General features: G+C 51.5%; 23 protein-coding genes. 4 read left to right on the forward strand and 19 right to left on the reverse strand.

Annotated elements, in window-relative coordinates; genetic code table 11:
* Positions 1-539 precede the first annotated feature (539 nt).
* The 11 genes from nth to blr form a co-directional block, all read right to left on the reverse strand.
* Positions 540-1,175 (reverse strand): endonuclease III, encoded by a 636-nt coding sequence (gene nth, locus INT84_RS05035; protein WP_194205867.1) that lies wholly within the window; start codon positions 1,173-1,175, stop codon positions 540-542.
* Complete coding sequence (locus tag INT84_RS05040) at positions 1,175-1,873, reverse strand: electron transport complex subunit E (protein WP_194205868.1); 699 nt, start codon at positions 1,871-1,873, stop codon at positions 1,175-1,177. Before INT84_RS05040 ends, nth begins: the two co-directional genes overlap by 1 nt.
* A 3-nt stretch (positions 1,874-1,876) precedes the next feature.
* On the reverse strand, positions 1,877-2,497 hold the full coding sequence (gene rsxG, locus INT84_RS05045; RefSeq protein WP_194205869.1) for an electron transport complex subunit RsxG: 621 nt from the start codon (positions 2,495-2,497) through the stop codon (positions 1,877-1,879).
* Positions 2,498-2,506: 9 nt separating this feature from the next.
* On the reverse strand, positions 2,507-3,559 hold the full coding sequence (rsxD, locus tag INT84_RS05050) for an electron transport complex subunit RsxD (protein ID WP_194205870.1): 1,053 nt from the start codon (positions 3,557-3,559) through the stop codon (positions 2,507-2,509).
* Complete coding sequence (rsxC, locus tag INT84_RS05055; RefSeq protein WP_194205871.1) at positions 3,560-5,680, reverse strand: electron transport complex subunit RsxC; 2,121 nt, start codon at positions 5,678-5,680, stop codon at positions 3,560-3,562.
* Positions 5,673-6,251 (reverse strand): electron transport complex subunit RsxB, encoded by a 579-nt coding sequence (gene rsxB / locus INT84_RS05060; protein WP_194206115.1) that lies wholly within the window; start codon positions 6,249-6,251, stop codon positions 5,673-5,675. Before rsxB ends, rsxC begins: the two co-directional genes overlap by 8 nt.
* Positions 6,251-6,832, reverse strand: a complete 582-nt coding sequence (gene rsxA / locus INT84_RS05065; RefSeq protein WP_049840739.1) for an electron transport complex subunit RsxA — start codon at positions 6,830-6,832, stop codon at positions 6,251-6,253. The genes rsxB and rsxA overlap by 1 nt, the downstream gene beginning before the upstream one ends.
* A gap of 77 nt (positions 6,833-6,909) precedes the next feature.
* A complete protein-coding gene (locus INT84_RS05070; protein WP_194205872.1) occupies positions 6,910-7,350 on the reverse strand; it encodes a DUF2569 domain-containing protein in 441 nt (146 codons plus the stop codon).
* An 83-nt stretch (positions 7,351-7,433) separates the two neighbouring features.
* Complete coding sequence (gene ydgT / locus INT84_RS05075) at positions 7,434-7,649, reverse strand: transcription modulator YdgT (RefSeq protein ID WP_103674570.1); 216 nt, start codon at positions 7,647-7,649, stop codon at positions 7,434-7,436.
* Between the two features lie 266 nt (positions 7,650-7,915).
* Complete coding sequence (locus tag INT84_RS05080; protein WP_194205873.1) at positions 7,916-9,316, reverse strand: GH1 family beta-glucosidase; 1,401 nt, start codon at positions 9,314-9,316, stop codon at positions 7,916-7,918.
* Between the two features lie 112 nt (positions 9,317-9,428).
* On the reverse strand, positions 9,429-9,566 hold the full coding sequence (gene blr, locus INT84_RS05085) for a division septum protein Blr (RefSeq protein WP_194205874.1): 138 nt from the start codon (positions 9,564-9,566) through the stop codon (positions 9,429-9,431).
* Positions 9,567-9,779: 213 nt separating this feature from the next.
* Here blr and INT84_RS05090 point away from each other — a divergent pair, with 213 nt between their 5' ends.
* Entirely contained in the window at positions 9,780-10,823 is a 1,044-nt protein-coding gene (locus INT84_RS05090; protein ID WP_194205875.1) for an oxidoreductase, read from the forward strand.
* A gap of 38 nt (positions 10,824-10,861) precedes the next feature.
* Here INT84_RS05090 and add read toward each other — a convergent pair whose 3' ends face one another.
* A complete protein-coding gene (gene add, locus INT84_RS05095; RefSeq protein ID WP_194205876.1) occupies positions 10,862-11,863 on the reverse strand; it encodes an adenosine deaminase in 1,002 nt (333 codons plus the stop codon).
* A gap of 598 nt (positions 11,864-12,461) precedes the next feature.
* Here add and INT84_RS05100 point away from each other — a divergent pair.
* Positions 12,462-12,626 (forward strand): hypothetical protein, encoded by a 165-nt coding sequence (locus INT84_RS05100; protein ID WP_194205877.1) that lies wholly within the window; start codon positions 12,462-12,464, stop codon positions 12,624-12,626.
* A gap of 509 nt (positions 12,627-13,135) precedes the next feature.
* On the opposite strand, the gene INT84_RS05105 is transcribed toward INT84_RS05100, so the two are convergent.
* The 5 genes from INT84_RS05105 to malX all read right to left on the reverse strand — a co-directional run bounded on the left by INT84_RS05105 (position 13,136) and on the right by malX (position 19,540).
* Positions 13,136-14,785 (reverse strand): DUF6056 family protein, encoded by a 1,650-nt coding sequence (locus tag INT84_RS05105; RefSeq protein WP_194205878.1) that lies wholly within the window; start codon positions 14,783-14,785, stop codon positions 13,136-13,138.
* Positions 14,775-15,710, reverse strand: coding sequence for a glycosyltransferase family 2 protein (locus INT84_RS05110; RefSeq protein ID WP_194205879.1), 936 nt, complete (start codon positions 15,708-15,710; stop codon positions 14,775-14,777). Before INT84_RS05110 ends, INT84_RS05105 begins: the two co-directional genes overlap by 11 nt.
* On the reverse strand, positions 15,707-16,069 hold the full coding sequence (locus INT84_RS05115) for a GtrA family protein (RefSeq protein WP_194206116.1): 363 nt from the start codon (positions 16,067-16,069) through the stop codon (positions 15,707-15,709). Before INT84_RS05115 ends, INT84_RS05110 begins: the two co-directional genes overlap by 4 nt.
* A gap of 638 nt (positions 16,070-16,707) precedes the next feature.
* Complete coding sequence (locus INT84_RS05120; RefSeq protein ID WP_194205880.1) at positions 16,708-17,880, reverse strand: MalY/PatB family protein; 1,173 nt, start codon at positions 17,878-17,880, stop codon at positions 16,708-16,710.
* A 67-nt stretch (positions 17,881-17,947) separates the two neighbouring features.
* Positions 17,948-19,540 (reverse strand): maltose/glucose-specific PTS transporter subunit IIBC, encoded by a 1,593-nt coding sequence (gene malX, locus INT84_RS05125; RefSeq protein ID WP_194205881.1) that lies wholly within the window; start codon positions 19,538-19,540, stop codon positions 17,948-17,950.
* Between the two features lie 165 nt (positions 19,541-19,705).
* On the opposite strand from malX, the gene INT84_RS05130 reads away from it, so the two are divergent.
* The gene (locus INT84_RS05130) at positions 19,706-20,734 is read left to right on the forward strand and encodes a Mal regulon transcriptional regulator MalI (RefSeq protein WP_194205882.1); all 1,029 of its coding nucleotides are present in this window, start codon (positions 19,706-19,708) and stop codon (positions 20,732-20,734) included.
* 24 nt (positions 20,735-20,758) lie between these two features.
* Here INT84_RS05130 and INT84_RS05135 read toward each other — a convergent pair whose 3' ends face one another.
* Both INT84_RS05135 and manA read right to left on the reverse strand, forming a co-directional pair.
* Positions 20,759-22,375: a YdgA family protein gene (locus tag INT84_RS05135; RefSeq protein WP_194205883.1), complete on the reverse strand. Its 1,617-nt coding sequence runs from the start codon at positions 22,373-22,375 to the stop codon at positions 20,759-20,761.
* Between the two features lie 101 nt (positions 22,376-22,476).
* Positions 22,477-23,655 carry a mannose-6-phosphate isomerase gene (gene manA, locus INT84_RS05140; RefSeq protein WP_194205884.1) on the reverse strand — a complete coding sequence of 393 codons (1,179 nt, stop codon included), beginning with the start codon at positions 23,653-23,655 and terminating at the stop codon, positions 22,477-22,479.
* A 199-nt stretch (positions 23,656-23,854) separates the two neighbouring features.
* On the opposite strand from manA, the gene fumA reads away from it, so the two are divergent.
* Positions 23,855-25,501, forward strand: coding sequence for a class I fumarate hydratase FumA (fumA, locus tag INT84_RS05145; protein WP_194205885.1), 1,647 nt, complete (start codon positions 23,855-23,857; stop codon positions 25,499-25,501).
* The last annotated feature ends 125 nt before the right edge of the window (positions 25,502-25,626 follow it).

Raw genomic sequence — 25,626 nt, forward strand, 5'->3', positions numbered from 1 at the left:
AACATCCACTTTATAGTTATTCTGGAGGGGAAACGGCAGCTAATGTTCACTATCCTGCCCACTCAGGCAATACTTTTGTAATAGTCTGTTACATATTAATTTTACCGTATAATTAACCTGCTATGCAAATGTTATCCAGCGTTTAATTTCATCGTTTCGCCATTAGTGGTTTTTTAAACTGGCAAAAGGGCGTCGGGCTAGCCTGGTGGCGATATATTTTGCTGTTTTGGTCTTTTTGCAGTGATATAGGCCATAATCTGAAAAAAAGATGGTTTATTGTTTTGTTCTTCATTGGTTTCATAAAAGTAATGCAGATGTAATTACCGCGAATAAGAACAAATTCTTAACATTACGTTAAATAACTGACCAGGAAGGTAAGCGCTTAGAAAATTTTTGTTCTGAAAAAAGGATTTCACTGGTCAGCGATTCTAACGCAGCGAAAAATCATGGGCAGAGGGTGAGGGATAACGCACTATGCGGTATGAAACCGCTGCCAGCAGGCAGCTGACATTACCGCCTTTTGCCTGCCGACTGCGATCTCAGGCATACACTTTTTCTTTGTACTCGCAGACATCTTCAATGATGCATGAGCCACAGCGCGGTTTACGTGCAATACAGGTGTAACGCCCGTGCAAAATTAACCAGTGGTGACAGTCCACTTTAAACTCGGCGGGGACGACTTTAAGTAACTTTTCTTCAACCTGTTCGACATTTTTACCCGGGGCAAATTGTGTTCGATTACAAACGCGAAAAATATGCGTATCGACCGCGATGGTTGGCCAGCCAAAAGCGGTATTGAGCACTACATTCGCCGTTTTACGCCCCACGCCCGGTAACGCTTCAAGAGCAGCCCTGTCTTCCGGCACCGCTCCATCATGTAATTCAATCAACATCCGGCAGGTCTTGATCACGTTCTCGGCCTTACTGTTATAGAGGCCAATTGTTTTGATATAAGACTTAACCCCGTCTACTCCCAGCTCAAGCATCGCCTGCGGCGTGTTGGCTACCGGATACAGTTTGGCGGTCGCTTTATTGACGCTGACGTCGGTCGCCTGGGCAGAAAGCAGCACGGCGATCAGCAATTCAAATGGCGAGTTGAAGTGAAGCTCTGTGGTCGGATGCGGATTATTATCACGCAAGCGGGTAAGAATAGTCAGTCGTTTTTGGTTGTTCATCAGGCTTTCTCTGACGCCGTAGGTGCAGACATTACGGAGTTGACCGCGGCCTGCGCCCGACGTTTTTTAGAACGTTCATCAATCAGGTATTTTACCGCCAGCATCATGCCGAGACCAATAAAAGCGCCGGGCGGGAGCATCGCTAACAGGAAAGGCGTATCGGTGTGGAAGATTTCAACCCGCAGCGCTTTAGCCCACGGACCGAGCAACGCGGCCGCGCCGTCAAATAGCGTACCGTTACCCAGAATTTCACGCAGCGAACCAAGCACAAACATCGCACTGGTCGCGCCCATACCGATAGAAAAACCGTCCAGCGCGGAGAGCGGCACGCTTTTTTTGGCAGCAAACGCTTCTGCGCGCCCGATGACAATGCAGTTGGTGACGATCAAGGGAATAAAAATCCCCAGTGACTGATACAGTCCATAAGCGTAAGCATTAATGAGCATTTGTACGACGCTGACCACAGAGGCAATGATCATGACGTAAATGGGAATACGAATTTCAGCAGGAACCCAGCGGCGAAGGGCGGAGACCGCTGTGTTGGTCAGCGTCAGCACTAACGTCGTTGCCAGCCCAAGGCCAAGCGCATTGGTGGCGGTCGAGGTTACAGCAAGCAGGGGGCACAGTCCCAACAGCTGCACCAGCGCGGAGTTATTTTTCCACAGGCCCTGAACAATAACGTCTTTGACTTCGCTCATGGTTTATTCTCCACAGGCTGAGAGGTGAGAAAGTTGCGCAGGCAGCGTTTCAGCATAAAGCCCCGTGCGCTTAACCGCATTGACCACCGCGCGCGGGGTAATGGTCGCGCCGGTAAACTGATCGAAATCACCGCCGTCTTTTTTCACCGCCCAGTGGCTGTCATTCTCGCCGTTAATTTTTTTCCCGGCAAAATGGGTGATCCAGTCGGAGAGACGCAGTTCAATTTTATCCCCCAGGCCGGGCGTTTCATGGTGCTCAATAACGCGTGAACCGAGTACGGTGCCGTGAAAATCTGCCCCGACCAGCAGCTTTATGGCTCCGGAATAACCGTCCGGGGCCGTGGTTTCCAGAACGGCCGCAACCGGGGTATTGTCATGAGTGGCAATATAGACCCGATGTTGCCCTGTACCCAGTGCAGGCGCGCTCACCAGATAACAACTTTTTTGCAAATCGTTGTTATACAACTCCACCGGGAGTACCTGATCGAAAAGCGCTTTCTGCTGGCCGGCTGCCTGCTGCGCGATAGTAGTTTTTGTTACCTGATCGATGGCCGCCGTTAGCCCCGTGGTGCCCACGGCGAACAGCGCCAGCGTGACGCCATGTTTACGCATAGTCTTCAGCATGTTCTTTCCTCAGCGATGACCGTAAACGCGGGGACGCGTGTAGTAATCAATCAGCGGCACGGTAATATTGGCCAGCAGCACCGCAAACGCCACGCCATCAGGATAGCCGCCGAAACTGCGGATAAGCCAGACGAGAAGCCCCGCCAGCGCACCAAAAATCAGCCTGCCGCGATTGGTGGTGGAGGCAGTAACCGGATCGGTCAAAATAAAGAAGGCCCCTAACATCGTCGCGCCTGAGAACAGGTGAATGGACGGTGACGCCAGATGATCGGGGGCAAAGAGCCAGCCGAGCGTAGAACACACGGCAAGGCTTACAATAAAGCTCAGCGGGATATGCCAGCGAATCGCTTTTTGCCACAGTAAAAACAGACCACCGGCCAGAAACGCCAGATTCACCCACTGCCAGCCAACGCCTGCGAAGGCGCCCTGATAAATCGTGGACTGCATAATCTGCGTCACATCATGTCCGGCATGTAGCGAGGTTTTAAAGGTATCCAGCGGCGTCGCCTGACTAATGCCGTCGATGCCAAGACGCAGGGCATTCATGTCATAACCCGCGGCGGTATGGCCGCTAAAAATAACCTGTAACACCTCAACAATATCGGGCGTTCTGGCAGCGATGTCCTGCGGCGGTAACCATGACGTCATTTGAACCGGAAAGGAAATCAGCAGCACCACATAGCCAATCATTGCCGGGTTAAACGGGTTATGTCCGAGGCCACCATACAGCTGTTTGGCGATGATGACGGCAAAAACGGTGCCCAGCACCACCATCCACCATGGTGCAAGCGGCGGGATGCTGATAGCCAGCAATACGCCGGTCAGCCACGCTGAATTATCAGCCAGAATGCCGCCGACAGACTGTTTGCGCAATTTAAGCACGATGGCTTCCGCGCCCCAGGCTGACACGCTGGCGAGGATCAGCTGGATTAATGTTCCCCAGCCAAAAAACCAGAGCTGCGCGGCGATGCCCGGCAGGGTCGCCAGCAGCACCAGCATCATAATGCGTGATGTCTGGCGCTGATTATGGGTATAGGGAGAACTTGCAATTCTGAAAACCATTTAATCCTCGTTAACGGCCTGCTGTGCTGATTTTCGTGCCTGAACGCGGGCGATAGCGGCTGCCACTGCCGCCTTACGCGGATCGTCGCTGGTCGCGGGGGCAGTGGCCTGCTGCTGAAGCTTACGGGCTTTGGCGCGGGCAATCGCCGCTTCGACGGCAGCTTTACGCGGATCGGCTGGCGCTGAAACCGCCTCACTCTGCGTCTGCTGTTCCGCTTTGCGGGCTTTGGCGCGGGCAATAGCGGCTTCGACGGCAGCTTTGCGTGGATCGACTGGCGCTGACACCGCCTCACTCTGCGTCTGCTGTTCCGCTTTGCGGGCTTTGGCGCGGGCAATCGCCGCTTCGACGGCAGCTTTACGCGGGTCGGCTGGCGCTGAAACCGCCTCACTCTGCGTCTGCTGTTCCGCTTTGCGGGCTTTAGCGCGGGCAATCGCCGCTTCAACGGCGGCTTTGCGCGGGTCGGAAGCCTCTACAGCGTGCTCCGTCTGCTGAACTTTTTCAGCCTTAAGCGCGCGAGCCTGCGCTTTGCGGGCCTCACGCGCGGCAATAACCTCGCGATTATCCGGTGTTTCCCCGGCCTGAACGACGACCGGCTGGCCTGCTGCCTGCTGTTTTTCCCGCACCCTGGCGATAGCCGCCTGAATCGCATCCTGATCCTGCGCGGCAGGCTGTACGGCCGAGCGCTTGTGACGCTCCTGGCGCGCCACTTTCTCCCGCTCAAGGCGCGCCTGACGCGCTTCAAAGCGAGCTTTGGCTTCGGCCGCCCGTTTATCCTCAAGGCTGATAGCGTAAATTTCGGCCTTTTCCTGACGGAAATACTGCACCAGCGGTATATTACTTGGACAAACCCAGGCACAGGCACCGCATTCAATACAATCCTGAAGATTGTGCGCCGTGGCCTTATCATGCTGCTGACCTTTACTGAACCAGTACAGCTGTTGTGGCAGAAGATCGGCAGGACAGGCATCGGCGCAGGCGCTACAGCGGATACAGCCTTTTTCTTCCTGTTGCTCACCCATTTCATTAACGGACGGCGCGAGCAGGCAGTTAGTAATTTTGACCACCGGCACATCCAGCCACGGAAGGGTAAAGCCCATCAGGGGGCCGCCCATAATGACCATCTGTTCGGAGGAGGGGCAAAAACCAGCGAACTCCAGCAAATGACGCACAGGGGTACCCAGTCGCACCCAGACGTTACCCGGTCTGGCAACGGCTTCCCCGGTCAGGGTGACCACGCGCTCCGTCAGTGGCTCACCGTCAATAATCGCCCGTTTAATTGCATAGGCGGTACCGACGTTTTGCATTAACACGCCAATATCAGATGAGCGGCCGCCATGCGGTACCTGTTTACCGGTCAGGATTTGCGTAAGCTGTTTAGCCCCCCCGGAAGGGTATTTGGTGGGGATCACCCGCAGAGCAATATCGTGCGCATCTGCCAGTACTGCACGCAGCATGGAAATAGCCTGCGGCTTGTTATCTTCAATGCCGATCAACACCTGCCGGGGCTGTAAAATATGCGCGAGGATGCGCACGCCTTCGATAATTTGCGCGGCGCACTCCTGCATCAGCCGATCGTCAGCAGTAATATAGGGTTCGCACTCGGCCGCATTAATAATCAGCGTTTCGATTTTATCGCCGCCGCCGCGCAGTTTACTGCCGGTAGGGAAACCGGCACCGCCTAACCCTGCCACGCCGTATTGATGAATTCGCTCGATCAGCTCGTCACGGCTTTTACTGTGATAGTCTTGCCAGCCGTCACGATCTATCCAGCGGTCTTCGCCATCGGCATCGATAATGACGCTTAATTCAGCCAGCGCGGAAGGATGCGCGGTAGAGTGGGGGGCAATCGCCGATACCACGCCAGACGTGGGTGCATGTACAGGCAGCATACGTCCCCAGCCGCGGGTCAACGGCTGACCACGCAGGACATAATCGCCTGCCTTCACGCACAACTCGCCCTCAGCACCGATGTGCTGCTTCAGTGGAATAACAAAGCGCTGCGCCAGCGGCACTTGACGCAGCGGCGTCACGCTGGACTGAGTTTTCATTTCCGGCGGATGGATACCGCCGTTGAAATCCCAAATCTTGTCCTTTCTGAAGGCAGAAAATAGTTTAAACATGGTGTTCCACAGGAATGATACGGACGGGGATGGTCTGTAAATCCCATTTCCAGTTTTCAGTGGTGGTGGCTGCCGGTTGCAGGGTAATACACTGCGTCGGGCAGGGATCCACACACAGATTACAGCCGGTGCACAGGTCGTTCATCACGGTATGCATTGCGCGGGTTGCGCCAATAATGGCGTCAACCGGGCAGGCCTGAATGCATTTGGTGCAACCAATGCAATTATTTTCATCAATAACCGCCAGCATCCGAACCGGCTCAAGCGTCTGCGCATCGCCCTCTATCGGTTGCGGGTCAACGTTAAGCAAGGTGGCTATTTTTAGCATCACCGCTTCGCCACCGGGCGCACATTTATTGATGCTCTCGCCGTTGCGACCTACCGCCTCAGCGTAGGGGCGACAGCCGGGAAAACCACACTGTCCGCACTGGCTCTGGGGTAAAATGGCATCAATTTTTTCAACAATCGGATCTTCCTCAACCGCAAAGCGACGGGAGGCGTAGCCCAACAGAATACCAAAAATCAGCCCGAGAATGCCGAGCGCCGCAATCGCTATCCAGATCGCCGTCATCACAGTTTCACCAGACCGCTAAAGCCCATGAAGGCCAGTGACATCAGCCCTGCGGTAATCAGAGCGATAGCGTTGCCGCGAAACGGCGCGGGCACGTTGGCCACTGCCAGGCGCTCGCGAATGGCGGCGAACAGGACCATCACCAGCGAGAAACCCGCCGCGGCCGAAAAGCCGTACAGCGCCGACTGAAGAAAGTTATGCCCGAGATTAATATTCAACAGGGCGACGCCGAGCACCGCGCAGTTAGTGGTGATCAGCGGCAGAAAAATACCCAGCAGGCGATACAGCGCCGGGCTGGTTTTGCGCACTACCATCTCGGTAAACTGCACAACCACGGCAATGACCAGGATAAAGGCCAGGGTACGCAGATAGACTAAATCCAGCGGAATGAGGATCCAGTTATCAATCAGCCACGCACAGACAGACGCCAGCGTCATCACAAAGGTGGTGGCCAGTCCCATACCCATCGCTGTTTCCAGCTTTTTAGAGACCCCCATAAAGGGGCACAGGCCCAGAAACTTCACCAGGACGAAGTTGTTTACCAGGACTGTTCCAACAAATAGCAATAAATAGTCAGTCATTATTCGACCTGAAACAAAAAAAGCCGTCTATTATCGGTCAAACCAGACCAGGCGACAACAGGATAACTGTAGGGTTATTACGGATTGACGAAAGTGCTTTTTACCCGCTGCGATCGTCTGAAATAGGGGGCCAGTAGCGCAGCCGCAAGAAGAGGGAACAGCAGTTGCCTGATTGCCAGCGCGTCGGAGACCGGGGCGAAAGCAAAGGCCTTGATCGCCAATACCACGGAGATCAGTAGCCAGACAATATAGTGCTTCGGCACTGATTTACGGCGTTTGAAAAAGGCGATGGTTAACCACAGCGTATAAAACCACATGGCGACGGCGAACGCGCAGGAGATAGCCCACAGGGTGACATAGCTGCTGCTTTGCGTCTTCAGCGACGCCAACATTTCTGGTGTCATTAGCGCACCTGCATAAATCAACAACGATAGCGACGCGCTGAATAAGGCCAGCAGCAGCCAGGCTAAAGGTGCCAGCAGCCAGCCGCCAATACGTTCACCGGATTTTACAGACATGCCCACTCCAGAAATTAGCGCCAGAAAAGAGGTCTACGACCGGGCGGGAAGTATAAAACAACTGGCGCTATTATTTACAGACTTTATTGCACGTATCGCCAGACGGTCTTTGGAACCTGACCGATATCGAACAATTTACCACCTGACACCAGCTCGGCACGACGGTGGTCGGCAGCCCGGTACATATTGATGATTTCGGCCTCGTCGGTCAGGTTATAGTTGAGGTGGTCAAACAGTTTTTCCAGGCTTTCAAGGGAGCTGATTTTACGAAACTTTAATAAGTAGTCCTGAACGGTCATATTAAGTGGGTCCATTTTATAATGAGAATAATTATATGAATTTAGACTTATCACATCAGGATATGCATCAAGGGCCGTGCTTTTACCCGTACTATGCTTATCAGCCATCGCTGGAAGCGACGCTTCCCAGGGCTGAATGCCGCACACGTTATTTAAACCATACAAGGTAAAAGCAAAAACACGAATAATTTCTGGTTTACTTAAAAGGGATGTAAAGCATATCCATCAGATATAGCAGGTGCCGAAGGGCACCTGCGAAGAGAAGATTAACGCTGTTCGCCGTGGCTGGCAATCACGTTCTGATACCAGTAGTAACTCTTTTTGCGTTTGCGTGCTAAATCCTGGCTATGATCGACATAAACAAAGCCGTACTGTTTTTTATAACCGTTCAGCCAGCTCAACAGATCGATAAACGACCACGGATAATAGCCACGAACATCGGCACCGGCCTTGATAGCCTTTTCCAGCGCGTCGATATGCATGCGCAAATAGTCAATACGCGGGTCATCGAGCACTTCACCGTCGACAACAGGGTCTTTCGCGCCCAGACCATTTTCGGTGATGTAAATCGGAATATCGCCATAGCGCGCTTTTATCATCATAATGCCGTCGGTTAATCCCTGCGGCCAAATCTCCCAGTCCCAGTCGGTATAAACCCCTTCTGGGTTGCGAACGAATTTAAACAACCCCTTAAAGCCGAACTCGCCGCCGCTCTGGCGTTCACTGCTGTGATTCGCCTGGGTGCGCGTTTCGTGCGGATTCGCCGCCACGGTTTCACGCCGATAATAATTGAGACCAATAAAATCGCAGCGGTTATCACGCAGCAGCGCCATATCGTCAGGGGCGCATTGTGGAACGCCCCACAGCTGCTGAGTTTGCTGGAGCAGTTCGTCGGGATAAGCGCCTTTAAGGATCGGATCGTAAAACCAGTGCGTATGAATGGCATCGGCCAATTCGGTGGCGGCAATGTCTTCAGGGCTCTGCGTTAACGGAGTATGCGGCTGAAGGACGTTAACAAAGCCGATTTCACCGTTAATGCCGCTTTCGCGAAACGCGCGGACCGCCATGGCATGAGCAATAAAAACGTGGTGACAGGACTGAATCGCGCGGGCGGGATCGTTAACGGAAGGGGGATGGCTGCCGGTGATGTAGCCATGGCCGATGAACACAATCGTTTCATTAAAGGTGGCCCACAGTTTAACTCTGTCGCCAAAGCGCTCGTAGCACAGACGCGCATACTCAACAAAGGCCTCCGCCGTCGCGCGGGACTCCCAGCCGCCCTCATCCTGCAAGGCCTGAGGAAGATCCCAGTGGTAAAGCGTCAGCATAGGCTCGATATTATGCGCCAGCAGTTCATCGATCAGATCGCTGTAGAATTTCACCCCGGCTTCATTAATCTCGCCACGCCCGTTGGGCAGCAGGCGCGGCCAGGATACGGAAAAACGGTAGCTTTGCAGCCCCATCTCCGCCATTAACGCCACATCCTCGCGGAAACGGTGGTAGTGATCGACGGCGACGTCACCGTTGGTATCCTGATAAGTCGTGCCGGGTTGATGTGAAAAAATGTCCCAGATAGACGGGCCTTTGCCGTCTTTATCATGTGCGCCTTCAACCTGGTACGCCGCCGTCGCCGCGCCCCACAGAAAATTGTCCGGAAAAGCAGCCATGCTCATCTCCTGTTCGTTAAAAACAACAGTGTAAGAAGAGCGATTGAGGGTATGCAACCGGTTTCAGAAACCGGTTGCAGCATTGCGAGCCGGATCACTTTCCAGGACGATATTATTTATGCAGTGACGGTGTATCCGTCTGCGGTGGTTCGTAGTTGTCGATATGATTCGCGGCGATGAGTAAAAGTACGGTAAGGCCCACGACAGCCCAACCGGCCATTTCAAGGATGCGTGAAAAAGGAGACGACATAATCTTATAAACCCAATTAAAAATGTCGGTAAATGCTACCTGGCACGCAGGAGGACAGCAAGTCGTGACCCGATTTAATTTATGTCACATGAATTGCGGGGTTATTTGTCGGTAACAATGATGAAAACTCAAACGTTACGTGGTGTTATTAATGTGTTGTGGCGGCAGGAAAGATAGGGTGAAATAGGGGCTGGTAAAAAAGAGGGCTATAAGATGAGTGACAGTTTACGCGTTGGATTAATTGGTTACGGTTATGCCAGTAAGACATTTCATGCACCGCTCATTGACGGCACTCCGGGACTGGAACTGGCGGTCGTCTCCAGTAGCGATGAAAGTAAAGTTAAAGCCGACTGGCCGGGAGTAAAGGTCGTTTCCGAGCCGAAGCACCTCTTCAATGACCCCTCTATTGATCTGATTGTGATCCCCACGCCGAATGACACCCATTTCCCGCTGGCAAAAGCGGCGCTGGAAGCGGGCAAACATGTGGTGGTGGATAAGCCCTTTACCGTGACGTTGTCACAAGCGCGCGAGCTGGATACGCTGGCAAAAAGTCTGGGACGGCTGCTGTCGGTGTTTCATAACCGTCGCTGGGACAGCGATTTCCTGACCGTTAAAGCACTGCTCGCAGAAGGCACGCTGGGAGAAGTGGCGTGGTTTGAATCCCATTTTGATCGCTATCGCCCGCAGGTGCGCAATCGCTGGCGCGAACAGGGTGGCCCGGGCAGCGGTATCTGGTATGACTTAGGGCCGCATCTGTTGGATCAGGCTGTCAATTTATTTGGCCTGCCGGTCAGCATGACCGTCGATTTAGCCCAGCTTCGTCCGGGTGCCCAGTCCACCGACTATTTTCATGCTATCCTCAGCTACCCGCAGCGGCGCGTGGTTCTGCATGGTACGCTGCTGGCCGCCGCTGAGACCGCGCGTTATATCATTCACGGTTCGCGCGGCAGCTACATCAAGTATGGTCTCGATCCGCAGGAAGAGCGGCTGAAAAACGGGGAGCGTCTGCCGCAGGAAGACTGGGGCTATGATATGCGTGACGGCGTACTGACGCAGGCAACAGGAGAAGATCGGGTGGAAGCCGCGCCGCTGCTGACCAGCCCGGGTAACTATCCGGCTTATTATGCGGCGATCCGTGATGCGCTGAACGGTCACGGTGAGAATCCGGTTCCCGCCAGCCAGGCCATTCAGATTATGGAACTGATTGAACGTGGGATCGAATCCTCAAAACAACGTGCCACGGTGAATCTGGCATAACCGTTTCCCGCTCATCACGTTGATGAGCGGGATATTCATTAGCGTTGTGCGACGCGCTGAATCAATGCTGCCTTTTCCTGCGGCGTCAGAAAGGCAATTTCCAGGCCGTTAATTTGCGCCTGGCGGATTTGCTGCGGGCTCAGACCGGCGGCAGGGGCTGCCACCGTATACTCATGAATGATATCCACGCCTTGCACCGCCGGATCGTCGGTATTAAGCGTTGCCAGCACGCCCTGTTCGAGGAACGTTTTCAGGGGATGGTGAGCGAGGCTCGCCACGGTGCTGGTCTGAATGTTAGAGGTCAAACAGGACTCGATGCCGATCCGCTGCTCACGTAAAAATTCCATGAGCGCCGGATCTTCAACCGCTTTAACCCCGTGACCAATACGCTCAGCGCCCAGTTCGCGAATCGCCTGCCAGATACTTTCCGGACCAGCCGCTTCCCCGGCGTGGACGGTGATATGCCAGCCGGCATCGCGCGCGCGGTTAAAATGACTCAGGAATAACGACCCCGGAAAACCCAGTTCATCGCCCGCCAGGTCCAGTGCCGTAATACCGTCGCGGTGCGCCAGCAATGCCTCAAGCTCCTGCTGACACGCCGCTTCGCCAAAGGTGCGGCTCATAATGCCAATCAGGCGGGCCTCCACGCCAAAATCACGGCTGCCTTCACGAACGCCTGCAATCACGGCTTCAACGACACCCTCTATCGGCAGGTTATGCTCCATCGCCATATAGCCAGGTGAGAAACGTAACTCGACATAGTGCAGACCGTTGTGGGCCGCATCCTCCATATTTTCATACGCCACACGGCGGCAGGCCTCCAGCGAGGCAAGGACTTTCACGCCCCAGTCGAGTTTTGCCAGAAAACTGACCAGGTCTGGCTCATTACGGGTGACCTGCACATGCGGAATAAGCGCGCTAAGCGTATCGGCGGGAAGCTTGAGATTGTACTGGCGACCGAGGTCAAGAATAGTTTGGGCGCGAATGTTGCCATCCAGATGGCGGTGAATATCGGTCAATGGGAGGGTTGTATCAATCATGATCGCACTCTTTTTTTAAGTAAAGTGCGATCCATTATACATCACATTGCTAACCTGTTAGAAATGCTGGATAAATCATGCACCTAAGAATGTGAAAGGAGAAGTCTGGAGGAAAGATAATCGCACCAGAAGTTACCACGATGAATCTTGTAATTCGGATCAATATCAACTTTAACACGCTCTCGGCGACTGGCAATTGGGTGCCTGGGGAGTACCCGCCACCCTTACAATTAAAGATCACTCTTTGGCCCGTACAGGATTATTAGGTAGTTCTGACGTCGCCTATCCATTCGAATTCAGAGACTGCTTTTATATTAACGCTTTCATTTACGACATAGGATAAATTATGGCTACCATAGTAGTGCTTCAGGTGCTAACAACTACTGTTTTGGTTGGGATGGGCAAGGATGATCCTTTACGTTGATAATACTGCGGTCGGCTCTTTGAACACCACGTCAACGTCAGACTTGGGACTGAAGAAAGATATCAAGAATAACACGCAGTGTGACAGGCTGGTGGCGCTAAATGAGGTGATGTACTAGGCCACTGCGACATTTAAAATGAGGGCCCGAGGTGACGTTATCCCCGAGTCGCCGAGATGCTGAGCTTTATCGCTAACGACCTGAAGGCCGTTAGTCCGGAATGTATTTCGGGTCATGGACTGGAGAAAGAGTACGAACCGGACCCGCTGAAAGCCTACACCCCTGAACCGATCGCCATGATCGCAAACTTACTCTGGCACTACAGGCACAGCAGGACTTAATCCCTGACCTGCAAAAACAGTTAACTCCCTCAAAGCTCAAATTATTTCTTGGCCTTAAACTAATCAATGCCATACCTTAAATTCATTCTTCATTCTTCATTCTTCATCCTTTAAACGAAGTTATGCCATACTGAACACAATGCTGCGCAAACTTAGCCTGAGCAGATTGCTGCGCCCGAAGCAAAGGAAATTTCAGATATGACGGCTAACGTTGCTGCGAGTATACCATCTCAACTTTTCATATTGGGAATGAAGAAAGCTTCTGATATTCATGTAATATAGCTAGCCATCATTAAAACTGAAGGGTGTCCGTGTATGACGAAAAGACATTAAAATGCGTGACTGTGCAAGTTCCCCTGAAATACAGATGACATAACTGTCTGTATCAAAGATACTTACTCCTGTAATACACTTTAACAGACGGGGGAATGGAGATAACTAAAATCACAGAGAGAAATGTTAACTATAACGATTTTAAATACAGCCCCGCAATGGGGCTGTGAGGGCGGTCACTTTATTTTTATACGAGATATTTCTTCTTTGGATATATTATCCAGCATGACTATGCTAATTTTACTTGTATTTTTTTTATTGCACCCGTGTATATCAACGCTAGAGTAAAAGTAATCACCGATCTGCGATAGTTCAAATTTTTCATCTGTTTTTGAATTGCCCTTTTGGGTCTGGCATTCAATATTTAATGATAATTTCTTATGGTCACCAAGTATAGACTGAGGTGTTTCTTTCAAGCTAAACTTCATTAGCATTTTATTGCTAATACTAAATCTATTTACCTCTTTATAGAATTTAATAGCCGTAAGTGAGATGCCATCTGCTAATTCATATGAAGCAGGTATGTATTCACCTGTAGAAATGTGTGAGTAGTCAAAAGGCACGCTGTATTTAATAAGGTTTTTTACCTTAAAATATTCGTTCATTTTTTCATTTTGATATGTATCCAGCATATCGCTTTGCTTGGCGAGAGTCGTAAAGTAGAAATCGGGGATGTAAATTTCTTGTGCGCCTTGCTTTTTTGCATTTGATATAACTTGCTGACGAATTTTATCTTGCTCCCAGTTGCTGTTGACAGCATTAACAAACCAATAATATGAGGGTATAAAGTAAAATAGTAACCCAGCCATAACTATTGATATGCATGATTTAGTGATTTTATTATTGCACTGGCAAATATCTGAAACAATGAATGAAGCCGATATTAATAAAAAGCATAGTCCGCCATTCATTGATCGTTCAGGGAAAGCTGGAGAACCAACGAATGCTGCATTAGACAGCAAAGCGCATACTAAGAAAAAAAGCGAATAATTAAGAGTCCGCTTACTTATTGTCTTATTAGTGGATGCAAATAGTAGCACTACAAACATCATTAGTAATGCAAACCAGTACGCCTCGACTGAACCTGGAAATCTTTCATAGAAATGTGTAAAGAATTTATCTAAGAAAGATGTGTGGTTCCATTCTGTGTAAAGTGTCGCTCTGTTTCTTGTTCCAGGTGATAAAAGAAGTATGGCCGTACCGATAATAGAGCCAATAAGACCTAATGTAAGGGATATTTTATTTTTTTCAAATATAACAAGAACAATGCTAAGCAGCGCTACAATAATTGAAGTGTTTTCATTTGAACATCCAGCGATAACACCTAAAGCAAACGTAAGTAAATAGTAGATTTTATTATTTGTTTTATGTGCGCTGAACATAGAGATTATGTAAATTCCTATGAACATGTTTGTCCATAAATAATTGGCTGAGCCAACTATCCAAAATGATGTCTCTCCCAGTTTTGGATTTGAAACCCAATAGGTTAAGAAAACGAATATCAACATGAATGGATGATATTTATTTCTTTCCTTGCTTACGACAATTGGTATAAATGAAATGAAGAAGCAAAGCGCAAGAAATGCTATTGAATTGATTATTTCAATAGTGGTATGGCTGAAATTGTAAAGAAGGGTTGAGCTTATTGCGTTAGCCAAAACTCTACCAGACCAAATCAAATAGTGGTCATACATTTCCTGAGGAGAGTTCCCTAAAAAATAATAAAAATAATCATCTGAATGCATTGGTATACGCATTGATGGAATTAATATTATCGCGAAAACGATTAAGCCTGTGATGCCGATTTTTAACTTATTACTGAACACGTTTGGTCTCCTTTGGATTTTTTATTATATATTTCGGCCTTTCTTTGCATTCTATATAAATCCTGCCAATATACTCACCAAGAACTCCAATGCCGATGAGTTGAATGCCACCTAAAAACAATATCGATACAATAATTGAAGGGTATCCTTGAACAGGATTCCCAAAGACTAAAGTGTTTAAAATCATCCATGCGCCATATATAAATGACAGTCCCGCAACGATGAGTCCAATGTATGTCCACATGCGAAGAGGAAAGGTTGAGAAACTGGTAATTCCTTCCAGAGCCAGATTCCACAATTTCCAGCCATTAAATTTGGAGTCGCCCGCTACTCGTTCTGCGCGCACATATTCGACAACGTCAGTACGACCACCAACCCATGACAATATCCCTTTCATGAAAAGGTTTCTTTCTGGCAGCAACTTGATATTTTCTACTATTTCACGGGACATAAGCCGGAAATCGCCGACATTTTCCTCGATCCTGGGGTTGCTTATCTTATTATGTAATTTATAAAACCATTCGGCTGTCTTTCTCTTTAATCGTCCATCAGTTGAGCGATCTGAGCGCTTAGCCAGAACCATATCTGCGCCAGCCTTCCATTTATCTATCAGATGGGGGATTACCTCGATAGGGTCTTGGAGGTCAACATCTATTGGGATTATGGCATCCCCCGTAGCATGATCAAGCCCAGCAAATAGGGCTGGCTCTTTACCAAAATTGCGGGTAAATGATAGCGGGACGACAAGATGATCGGAAACTGCAAGAGCATTTATAATAGATTCAGTAGCATCTTTACTCCCGTCATTGATGAACAATATCTCAACCTCGTACTGTTTTAATTCTTCAAACTCCCGTACGTTTTTGTAGAAAATAGGTATCGTATCTTCTTCGTTGAAAACTGGAACAACCAGGGAAATTTTCATTTTGCATCCCTAAAAACAATGAATTTTGAATAGACAAAACCGATAATCAAGCTAAAGCCCGAAAATAAAATAAGGGTAATGAAGGGTGGCGCACGAAGCAGGTCAGCAATATGCCCAGTTATCGCTGCTATTGCACCCATGAATAAAACAAATGCGCTATATCTCCATGGTGTAGCTTGTGATTTGAATGTCCACTTTGCATTAGCAAAGAAACTGAATGTGACTGCTACGCAGAACGCAACAACATTGGAAACAGCCTGAGTTGCTCCGAGAAAATGAACCAATGCACCGAAGCATACCCAGTGCAGGCCTGTGTTTATAACACCAACTGAAATATATCGACTAAATAACTGTATCATTTGAGAAATCAGTTTAATCTGGAAGGGATTAAGTTTAACATCCTGTCCCCAAGGGGTCGATAGTAAATCCTTAACTAGCCACATATCAGCCTTTTAGATCGTATCTTCCAGATGTGTTTAAGTCGCTCAGGCTTATTTTTGAGCAATTCCTATTTGAGGATTGCGCCGCATCGATTAACTTTCCGGAGCACAGTGGCGAAAGAGGATGGCGGCCGAGATTGGCAGAGCCTGCGCTCGTGCCAATGGTGTAATAACCAGTATCATTGCTCTTGCTCCAGTTTCATCGTCATTCGCAGTTCGCAAAGTGATGAGGTCACTCGTACATAACTGGATGATAATCAACAAAATGCAATTTTGTATGTGAGCTCTCGTGTAGTCTCAATCCATAAGAAACTGAGGCTTACGAACAGGGGCATCTTGGGGGCATAACGCTAAAAAGGGGCACGTTCAGGGACAGATAAATGTCGGTTAATGGCCGATAATGTTGATATGCATTTGTTTCTAAACGTTTGAATAAAAAGATTATCTTTGTTTTTCAAAACGTTCAGAAATCCAGTATGTAAAGTGCGATCCATTATAAAAACAAATGCGGGAAAAAAGCTATTTTGCGCAACAGATTTCTCTCTTGCGCAAAAACGTCAACGTAATGAGCGGATCCCGGCAATGAGACGCTCAACCCCTTGTTCCAGCTTGCTGCGCGGACAGCCCGCATTGAGGCGTATAAAATCGTTGCCCTCAACACCATAGGTGTAACCGGGCATGATGGCGACTTTTTGCTGCTCGATCAGCGTCTTTTGCAGCGCATGCTGATCCACGTCAAGCGGGCTCAGGTCGATCCAGGCAAGATAGGTAGAGTGTGGCGGCTGCCAGCTAAGCTCGGGGAATGCGCCGTTTAGCGCATCGGCAATATAGCGCAAATTACCCTGTAAATAGTCGCGTAAGGCATCCAGCCACGGCGCGCCCTGCTGATAGGCGGCAATGTGCGCCACCAGTGCCGGCACCGACGGGGAAGAGAGCGCATCGCGATTTTTTAGCGCGTTGAGATAGGCCCCGCGCGACGTGTCTTCACCGATAAGCCCATAAGCGCCGGTCAGCGCCGGAATATTAAAGCTTTTTGAAGCGGACGTTAACAGCGCCCAGCGGCTGCGTGCCACCTCGCACCACGGAATATGCCGATGCGCTCCCCAAATCATATCCATGTGGATTTCATCGCTGATCACCGCCACGTTGTGTTTCTCACACAGCTGCGCCATGGTGGTCAGTTCTTCGAGCGTCCAGACTTTTCCGCTGGGGTTCTGCGGGCTACACAGCAGCATAATGGTGTTCTGCGGTTGTGCCAGCGCCTGCTCAAGCTGGGCGAAATCACATTGCCAGTCGTTATGCTCTTTACGCAGCGGAACCGCCACCACGTGTCGCTGATTACTCTCAATGGTCTTGTAGAACGCATCGTAGGCGGGAGTGTGCACCACCACCCCGTCGCCGGGGGCGGACCACTGGCGGATCATCTCGGCGACCATATAAATCACGGAGGGGCCGTACACCAGTTGCTGCGTATCGATCCGGCTGTTAAACCGGGTAGCGTACCAGTGCGCGACAGCCGCTACAAAGTCGTCGTTTTTCCAGCGGCTGTAACCCAGCACGCCGTGGTCGAGCCGTGTGCGCAGCGCGTCAAGAATGCAGGGTGCGGTGGCAAAATCCATATCGGAAATGGTAAAAGGCAGCAGATCGGCTGCGCCGAAGCGGTCGGCGACGTAGTCCCATTGCGTACACCAGGTACCGTGTCTGTCCACCGGGGTTGAAAAGTCAAACATGTCAGCGTCCTTATCTTTAAATCGAAGGCTGATTTTCCCCCTTTGGAGCAAAGGGGGAAAGTGTATTTTAGGCCTGAACCGTATTCATGAGCGTCGCCATTTCATCTTTGACCGACTGCACCTGAGGCCCAATCACGACCTGAAGATTATGCTGGTTAAGCTGCACCACCCCAATAGCGCGCAGGTTTTTTAACGCCGCGCTGTCAACTTTACTCATATCCTGCACCGACAGACGCAGACGGGTAATACAGTTATCCAGCGAGATGATGTTTTCTGCACCGCCCAGCGCGGCCAGGATGGCAGGGACGTTGTACCCGGATTTACCCGTGACGCCAGCGACGGCTTTTTCCAGCGGGCTGGTGGTATCAACTTCACGTCCAGGCGTTTTGATATTAAAGCGCACAATCGCAAAGCGGAAGATGGTGTAATAGGCCACAAACCAGATCACCGCAACTACCGGCACCATATACCAGCGGGTAGCCAGCCCGTGCAGCATACCAAAGACCACGAAGTCGATGATATTACCGTCGGTATTACCGATGGTCACGCCGAGCACCGCCATGATGGTGAAGCCCAACCCGGTGAGCAGAGCATGGATCACATATAGCACCGGCGCTACGAACAGGAACAGGAATTCAAGCGGTTCAGTCGTGCCGCCGACCACGCAGGCGACCACGCCTGAAATGAGCAGCCCTTTAACTTTAGGCCGATTTTCCGGGCGCGCGCAGTGATACATCGCCAGCGCCGCACCCGGCAGACCGCCGAGGAAAGAGGGCATTTTGCCCTGCGACAGGAAGCGAGTGGCACTCTCGGCAAACCCGTGGGTTTCGCTGCAACCTAGCTGCGCCTGAAAGATGGTTAACGCACCGCTCACGCTGTGACCACAGACATCCAGGGTACCGCCTGCTTCGGTAAAGCGGATCAGCGCCACCAGAATATGATGTAACCCAAAAGGCAGCAGCAGGCGTTCGCCAGTACCAAAAATCATCGGACCAAAATCGCCCGCGCTATTGATAGCGTAACCCAGCGCATTGATACCCATGGCGAATACTGGCCAGATAAGCGGGATCGCCAGGCCGACCAGGCCCAGCACTACCGAGGTAATAATCGGCACAAAACGTGTGCCGCCAAAGAAGGCCAGCGCATCCGGCAGGCGGATGGTGTGAAAACGTTCGTGCAATATCCAGACGATGATCCCGGCAATCACTGCCCCGAGGATCCCGGTATCAATCGACTGAATGCCCAAAATCATCTGGATGTTATTTGCTTTTAAAATAGCGGTATCCGTCGTCGGTAAAATGCCTTTTGCGGTTAGCCAGAAGTTAACGGCAAGGTTCATTACCGCATAGCCGACAAACCCGGAAAAAGCCGCCACGCCTTTATTATCACGCGCCAGCCCCAACGGGATGGCAATACAGAACATCACCGGTAGAAAGCTGAAAGCAAATGAGCCAACTTTGCTCATCCAGCCAAAAATAGCCTGTAGAAAAGGGTTATCCAGCCATGGCAGAAGGGTGGTGACATCATGACTGCTCAGGGAACTGCCAATCCCCATCATGATCCCACAGAAAGAAAGTAGCGCCACGGGTAACATAAAGGTTTTGCCGAGCTGCTGGAAAAACTCCCACAGCGTGATTTTTGCTGGTGCTTTTGAATTCATTGATGACTCCTTGTCAATGTCATAATCAAAACGTAGCGGCAAGATAAAGCGTTTTATCAAATTTTAGTGAGATTTCTATCACACTATGAGACCAATATAGTGTTCTGATGACAGAATGATGGATAAAACGTTTTACCTGTCAGTCGAAGAAAAATGGATAATCAGATGACAATCGCAAAAAAAATTACGATCAGCGATGTTGCGCAGGTGGCGGGCGTTTCCGTCAGCACGGTCTCGTTGGTCCTGAGCGGGAAAGGGCGAATATCGTCTGCGACCGGTGAACGGGTCAATCAGGCGATTGAGCATCTGGGCTTCGTGCGCAACCGCCAGGCGGCTTCGCTCAGAGGCGGGCACAGCGGGGTGATAGGGTTGATTGTCAGGGATATTTGCGCGCCATTTTATGCCGAACTGACCGCCGGGATCACCGCAAGGCTTGAGTCGCAAGGGCGAATGGTCTTCCTGACGCAGAGCGGCGGCGACGGTGAATGGATGCTGCAACGCCTCGAGATGCTTATTTCTCAGGGCGTGGATGGGGTCATTATTGCCGGTCCGCTGGCGCGGGGAACCGAACTGCGCCAGGCCGCAGACGAGGCGGGTATTCCGCTGGTGTTTGCCTCCCGGGCCAGCCATCTGGATGAAGTGGATCTCATCCGCCCGGATAATATGCAGGCCGCGCAAATCATCACTGAACAACTAATTCAGCGCGGTCATCAGCGTATTGCCTGGCTTGGCGGACAAAGCGCCTCGCTAACTCGCGCCGAACGCGTCGGCGGTTACTGCGCGACGTTACTCAAGTTTGGTTTACCGTTCCACAGTGAGTGGGTGGTGGAGTGCGAAACCAGCCAAAAACAGGCGGCCGAAGCGGTAGGGGTCTTGCTGCGGCAAAATCCGACTATTAGTGCCATTGTGTGCTACAACAGCGTCGTGGCAATGGGGGCCTGGTTTGGTCTGTTACGCGCCGGGAAACAGAGTGATGAGAGCGGTATCGAACGTTATTTTGAGCAGCAGGTGGCGCTGGCGGCTTTTGCCGACGTACCGGAGTGCGCGCTGGACGATATCCCGATCAGTTGGGTGATCACCCCGGCAAGAGAGATGGGCGAGAGCCTCGCCGATCGCATTCTGCAACGTATCGCCAATGGCACGACGACGCTGCGCAATCAGATTATGTCACCGAGGCTGGCGGGCAAAAATTAGCCCCTCCGTAGAGGGGCTAAACCGTTACTGTTGTGGTGCGGGGGCAGCGGGTGGCACCGGCGTCACGGGGACTGCCGGATCGGCAGGCGTGGCGGGGATCGCCGGAACCGCCGGGGTCGCAGGCTCGCCAGGTGTTGCCGGGTTAACCGACTGCGGGGCCGGAATACCCAGATCCGGCATTCCGAACATGCCAACAAAATCGGTCAGCGGCATTTTCTGTCCGTTCAGCGTCACCTGACCGTTGCTGTATTGCAGGCGGGTGGTGATACTGTTGTCTTCCATGGTGGTGATGCGGAACATCTGGCCCATCGCCGCCAGGCCTTTCACCTGCTGGTTCGCCAGTTTCGCCGCTTCCTCATTCTGATACCCTTCCAGACGGGCGATCTGCGTCATAAACTCGGTCGCCATATCGGTTGGGATCACCAGTTTAGTATCCAGCGACTTCACGCTGCGATCCACTTCCTGCTCCAGCGTCTGAGCAGGCTCGGTGGCCTGGCCCGGATCTTTGAGGAACAATGAAAGGTTGAACGTGGTTTCACCCTTGCTATTTTTCCAGCTCAGCGGGGCGATGGTGATCACCGGCTCACCCTTGAGCAGGATCGGCAGCGCGCCGAAAAACGCTTCGGTCATTTTCTGCTGGTAAAGCTGCGGGTTCTGTACCACTTCTGGCTGCGCCATCAGCGCACGGGATTGTGCATTGTACTGCTGGCTAAACTGATGCCATGCCTGACCGTCGATCTGACCGATTTTCACCGTCAGCTTGCCATTACCCATATCCTGATTCTGGAGCTTCAGGCTGTCGAGGGTGTAATCAATCTGGGAGTCAATGGTTTTACCATCTTTACCCAGTTCGGATTTACCGACGATATTCATGCCATCAAGCACCGCCAGCTCTTTGCCCTCGACCGAAATAGCGAGTTTTTCGACGCTCAGTTTCTGATTACCAATACGCTCATCAAACGAGGTGAGCTTACTTTCGCCTTCGGTTTTCAGCTTATTGAAGGTCATCCGCACGCGCTGGTTATATTCATTCACCGCATCAACCATACCGCTTTCGGCATCGCCGGTGAGGGCGAAGGCATTGCCTTCACGGTCGGCATCCAGCTGGAAGTCACCGCCGCTGAAGGCCACTTTCTCGCCGTCTTTGTCATAGTTCAGCGGTTTCAGGCTGATATCCGAATGGCTGTCGCCGGAGTAACCAATACGGGTATTGGCTTCGAAAGGCGTCTCGCCTTTGGCAATATCATAAATGGGTTTGGAGGCTTCGTTATTGGCAAGGGTCGTTTTAACTGACGCCATGGACGGGATAAGGTTGAATTTCTTCAACTGGGCCAGCGGGAAAGGGCCATGATCAACGCGTTCATTAAACACCACGCTTTGCCCGTCCTTCAGCCATGGACTCGTTGCCCCTGCAACCGGTTTAATCACCAGATCAAGATGACTGGTAAACACGCCGCGCTGATAGTTAGCGTAACTCAGCTCTACGTTCGCTTCCGGCGCGGTACGTTTGAGCTGTTCATTGGCCTGTTGAACGACCGTCGCAATACGATTTTCGAACTGCTTCCCGGTGTACCAGGCACCCGCCGTCCAGACGACGCCCAGCGCAACGATAATTCCGGCAGCAACCACAGTTTTTTTCATAGCGTTTATCCCTAAAAATAAAAACGGGCGGAACATCCCGCCCGATAAGCATGCAAGGCTACCTTTAAGCGTAGCAAGACTTCTCAAAAAAGTTCAGCAACTTACTTGAGCTTGTTGTAAACACGCGCCAGTCGCCCCGTTCCGCTGACGGCGACGGTTGATTCAGCACTGCTGATAAAAGCCGACTCGCCGGGCTTGAGCACCAGTTGCTGCTCGTCTTTCCGCAACACCGCTTCGCCTTCAACGCAAAACAGGATCGCGGCGCTGTGTTGAGTAATGAGGTTTTCCTGATTCGACAGATCGTGCAGCGAAAAGGCGAAGTCATCGACCGGAATAGGGAAATCGAGTTGCTGTCCATTTTTCACCGGCTGGGTGAGCAGTTCCGCCGCAGGTTTAGCCTCGAATTTAACGTTGGCGACCAGCTCAGGAATATCGATATATTTTGGCGTCAGGCCCGCGCGCAGAACGTTATCGGAGTTCGCCATGACTTCCAGCGCTACACCCTGCAAGTAAGCATGCGGTGTCTCAGCAAACAGGAACATGGCCTCGCCAGGATTGAGCTTCACCACATTCAGCAGTAGCGGTGAGAAAAGGCCGCTGTCATCCGGGTAAAACTCAGAGATCAGGCGAATGGTCTGCCACGGCTCTCCTTCCTGAGTATCGATAGCCGATTTGAGGATAGCCAGCGCCCGGCTTTTTTCCTCGCCTTCCAGCGCCAGCAGGCTGGCGAAAAGCTGCTTGAGACGATCTTCATCTGGCTGCTGCAAAAAATGTGCGATAGCGGTATGTGCGCCCGCAACAGGTTGCAGCAGGGAGACAATTTCTGAAAACTCGCGGAACGCATTCATCGCCAGGAACGGCGTAAGGGCGAAAACCAGTTCGGGTTTATGGTTGGGATCTTTGTAATTACGTTCGGCCGCATCCAACGGGATCCCGGCGGCATTCTCTCTGGCAAAGCCCTCTTCAGAGGCTTTTTTATTGGGATGTACCTGGATTGAAAGCGGCTGCGCGGCGCAAAGCACTTTAAACAAAAACGGCAGTTCACCAAAGCGGGCAGCCACGCTTTCACCGAGAAGTGACGCTTTATCGGCGTCAATGATCTCGCGCAGTGAGCGTTCGTTTCCGCTGGCGTCCTGCACTTTTGAGCTGCTCTTCGGATGCGCGCCCATCCACAGCTCTGCCATCGGCAGGTTTTGCGGATTGGCGATACCGTAGAGATCCGTTAACGCAGAATGACTTCCCCAGGCGTAGTTTTGCACTGAGTTAATGAGTTTTTGCATTATCAAGCCCTGTATTTAATGGAGTTAATCCCGGTATTAAACCAATAAACCGGGCAGAAGTAACCCTCGGGTCTAAAAAGTCGTATTACTCTCAGTTTTTGTTAAAAACTTGTGTAGGATAAGCGAACTCGCTTTGAACAGGGCAAATGGAATATCTGCCTCATACAAATAACCAGATTGAGTCATCAGTGAGAGCAAAATGTCGAACAAACCCTTCCGTTATCAGGATCCTTTCCCACTGGCAAAGGATGAAACCGAATACTATCTCCTCAGTAGTGACTACGTGTCTGTTGAACACTTCGCCGGGCAAGAAATCCTCAAAGTCGATCCGCAGGCGCTGACGCTTCTGACGCAGCATGCCTTTCACGACGCCTCATTTATGCTGCGCCCGGCCCATCAGCAGCAGGTCGCCGATATTCTGAGCGACGCGGATGCCAGCGAAAACGACAAGTACGTCGCACTGCAATTCCTGCGCAACTCTGAAATCGCCGCTAAAGGTATTCTGCCGACCTGTCAGGACACCGGCACGGCCATCATTATGGGTAAAAAAGGGCAGCGCGTGTGGACCGGTGGCGGCGATGAGGCGGCGCTGGCTCGCGGGGTGTATAACACCTACATCGAAGATAACCTGCGTTATTCGCAAAACGCGGCGCTGGATATGTATACCGAAGTCAACACCGGTACCAACCTGCCAGCGCAAATTGACCTCTACAGCGTCGACGGCGATGAGTACAAATTTCTCTGCATCGCCAAAGGCGGCGGCTCGGCGAATAAAACGTATCTCTATCAGGAAACCAAAGCGCTGCTGTCGCCGGGCAAACTGAAAAATTATCTGGTCGACAAAATGCGTACCCTCGGCACCGCCGCCTGTCCGCCATACCATATTGCCTTTGTGATTGGCGGCACCTCAGCCGAAGCGACGCTAAAAACGGTCAAGCTGGCGTCAACCAAATACTACGACGGGCTGCCGCACGAGGGGAATGAATTGGGGCAGGCGTTCCGCGATGTGCAACTGGAGCAGGAGTTGCTGGTAGAAGCGCAAAATCTCGGCCTCGGCGCGCAATTTGGCGGTAAGTATTTTGCCCATGATATTCGGGTGATCCGCCTGCCGCGTCACGGGGCGTCTTGTCCGGTGGGGATGGGCGTTTCCTGCTCCGCAGACCGTAATATTAAAGCGAAAATTAACCGTCACGGCATCTGGCTTGAGCGGCTGGAAAACAATCCGGCGCGCTATATTCCCGAAGCGCTGCGTCAGGCCGGCGAGGGTGAGGTGGTCCACGTCGATCTCAATCGCCCGATGAGCGATATTCTTGGCCAGCTCTCGCAATGCCCGGTTTCTACTCGCCTGTCGCTCACGGGGACAATTATTGTCGCTCGCGATATTGCCCATGCGAAGCTCAAAGAGCGTCTGGATCGCGGTGAGGGCTTGCCGCAGTACGTTAAAGATCACCCGATTTATTACGCTGGCCCGGCGAAAACGCCGGAGGGTTATGCGTCAGGCTCACTTGGCCCGACTACCGCCGGACGGATGGACTCTTACGTCGATCAGCTTCAGGCTAACGGTGGCAGCATGATTATGCTGGCGAAGGGCAACCGCAGCCAGCAGGTGACCGATGCCTGTCATAAGCACGGCGGGTTTTATCTTGGCAGCATCGGCGGCCCGGCAGCGGTTCTCGCGCAAAACAGCATTAAGCACCTCGAGTGCGTCGAGTATCCGGAACTGGGAATGGAAGCCATCTGGAAAATTGAAGTCGAAAATTTTCCGGCATTTATTCTGGTTGATGATAAAGGTAACGACTTTTTCCAGCAGATTAACAGCGGACAATGCGCGCGCTGCGTGAAATAGCGTTAACCATAACGATCCCGGCAGCCGCGCTGCCGGGAAACGACTTTCGCGCTTCCTCTTAAGCGCACGAAGCATTAAGTGAGTTGCCAAAAATAGCTGATACTTCATCTCGGTTGCAGATGAGC

This window comes from Superficieibacter sp. 1612_C1, assembly GCF_015234305.1.
In the GTDB taxonomy this organism is placed as follows: Bacteria; Pseudomonadota; Gammaproteobacteria; order Enterobacterales; family Enterobacteriaceae; genus Superficieibacter.

Coding starts and splice junctions, on each gene's coding strand:
- INT84_RS05080 (WP_194205873.1), bottom strand. CDS start 9,316: ATGGCTGCTTTTCCGGACAATTTTCTGTGGGGCGCGGCGACGGCGGCG.
- INT84_RS05070 (WP_194205872.1), bottom strand. CDS start 7,350: ATGTCTGTAAAATCCGGTGAACGTATTGGCGGCTGGCTGCTGGCACCT.
- INT84_RS05120 (WP_194205880.1), bottom strand. CDS start 17,880: ATGTTTGACTTTTCAACCCCGGTGGACAGACACGGTACCTGGTGTACG.
- ydgT (WP_103674570.1), bottom strand. CDS start 7,649: ATGACCGTTCAGGACTACTTATTAAAGTTTCGTAAAATCAGCTCCCTT.
- INT84_RS05090 (WP_194205875.1), top strand. CDS start 9,780: ATGAGTGACAGTTTACGCGTTGGATTAATTGGTTACGGTTATGCCAGT.
- rsxG (WP_194205869.1), bottom strand. CDS start 2,497: ATGCTGAAGACTATGCGTAAACATGGCGTCACGCTGGCGCTGTTCGCC.
- INT84_RS05130 (WP_194205882.1), top strand. CDS start 19,706: ATGACAATCGCAAAAAAAATTACGATCAGCGATGTTGCGCAGGTGGCG.
- malX (WP_194205881.1), bottom strand. CDS start 19,540: ATGAATTCAAAAGCACCAGCAAAAATCACGCTGTGGGAGTTTTTCCAG.
- INT84_RS05110 (WP_194205879.1), bottom strand. CDS start 15,710: ATGAAAATTTCCCTGGTTGTTCCAGTTTTCAACGAAGAAGATACGATA.
- nth (WP_194205867.1), bottom strand. CDS start 1,175: ATGAACAACCAAAAACGACTGACTATTCTTACCCGCTTGCGTGATAAT.
- fumA (WP_194205885.1), top strand. CDS start 23,855: ATGTCGAACAAACCCTTCCGTTATCAGGATCCTTTCCCACTGGCAAAG.
- rsxD (WP_194205870.1), bottom strand. CDS start 3,559: ATGGTTTTCAGAATTGCAAGTTCTCCCTATACCCATAATCAGCGCCAG.
- rsxA (WP_049840739.1), bottom strand. CDS start 6,832: ATGACTGACTATTTATTGCTATTTGTTGGAACAGTCCTGGTAAACAAC.
- rsxC (WP_194205871.1), bottom strand. CDS start 5,680: ATGTTTAAACTATTTTCTGCCTTCAGAAAGGACAAGATTTGGGATTTC.
- add (WP_194205876.1), bottom strand. CDS start 11,863: ATGATTGATACAACCCTCCCATTGACCGATATTCACCGCCATCTGGAT.
- blr (WP_194205874.1), bottom strand. CDS start 9,566: ATGTCGTCTCCTTTTTCACGCATCCTTGAAATGGCCGGTTGGGCTGTC.
- manA (WP_194205884.1), bottom strand. CDS start 23,655: ATGCAAAAACTCATTAACTCAGTGCAAAACTACGCCTGGGGAAGTCAT.
- INT84_RS05040 (WP_194205868.1), bottom strand. CDS start 1,873: ATGAGCGAAGTCAAAGACGTTATTGTTCAGGGCCTGTGGAAAAATAAC.
- rsxB (WP_194206115.1), bottom strand. CDS start 6,251: ATGACGGCGATCTGGATAGCGATTGCGGCGCTCGGCATTCTCGGGCTG.
- INT84_RS05135 (WP_194205883.1), bottom strand. CDS start 22,375: ATGAAAAAAACTGTGGTTGCTGCCGGAATTATCGTTGCGCTGGGCGTC.
- INT84_RS05100 (WP_194205877.1), top strand. CDS start 12,462: ATGCTGAGCTTTATCGCTAACGACCTGAAGGCCGTTAGTCCGGAATGT.
- INT84_RS05115 (WP_194206116.1), bottom strand. CDS start 16,069: ATGATACAGTTATTTAGTCGATATATTTCAGTTGGTGTTATAAACACA.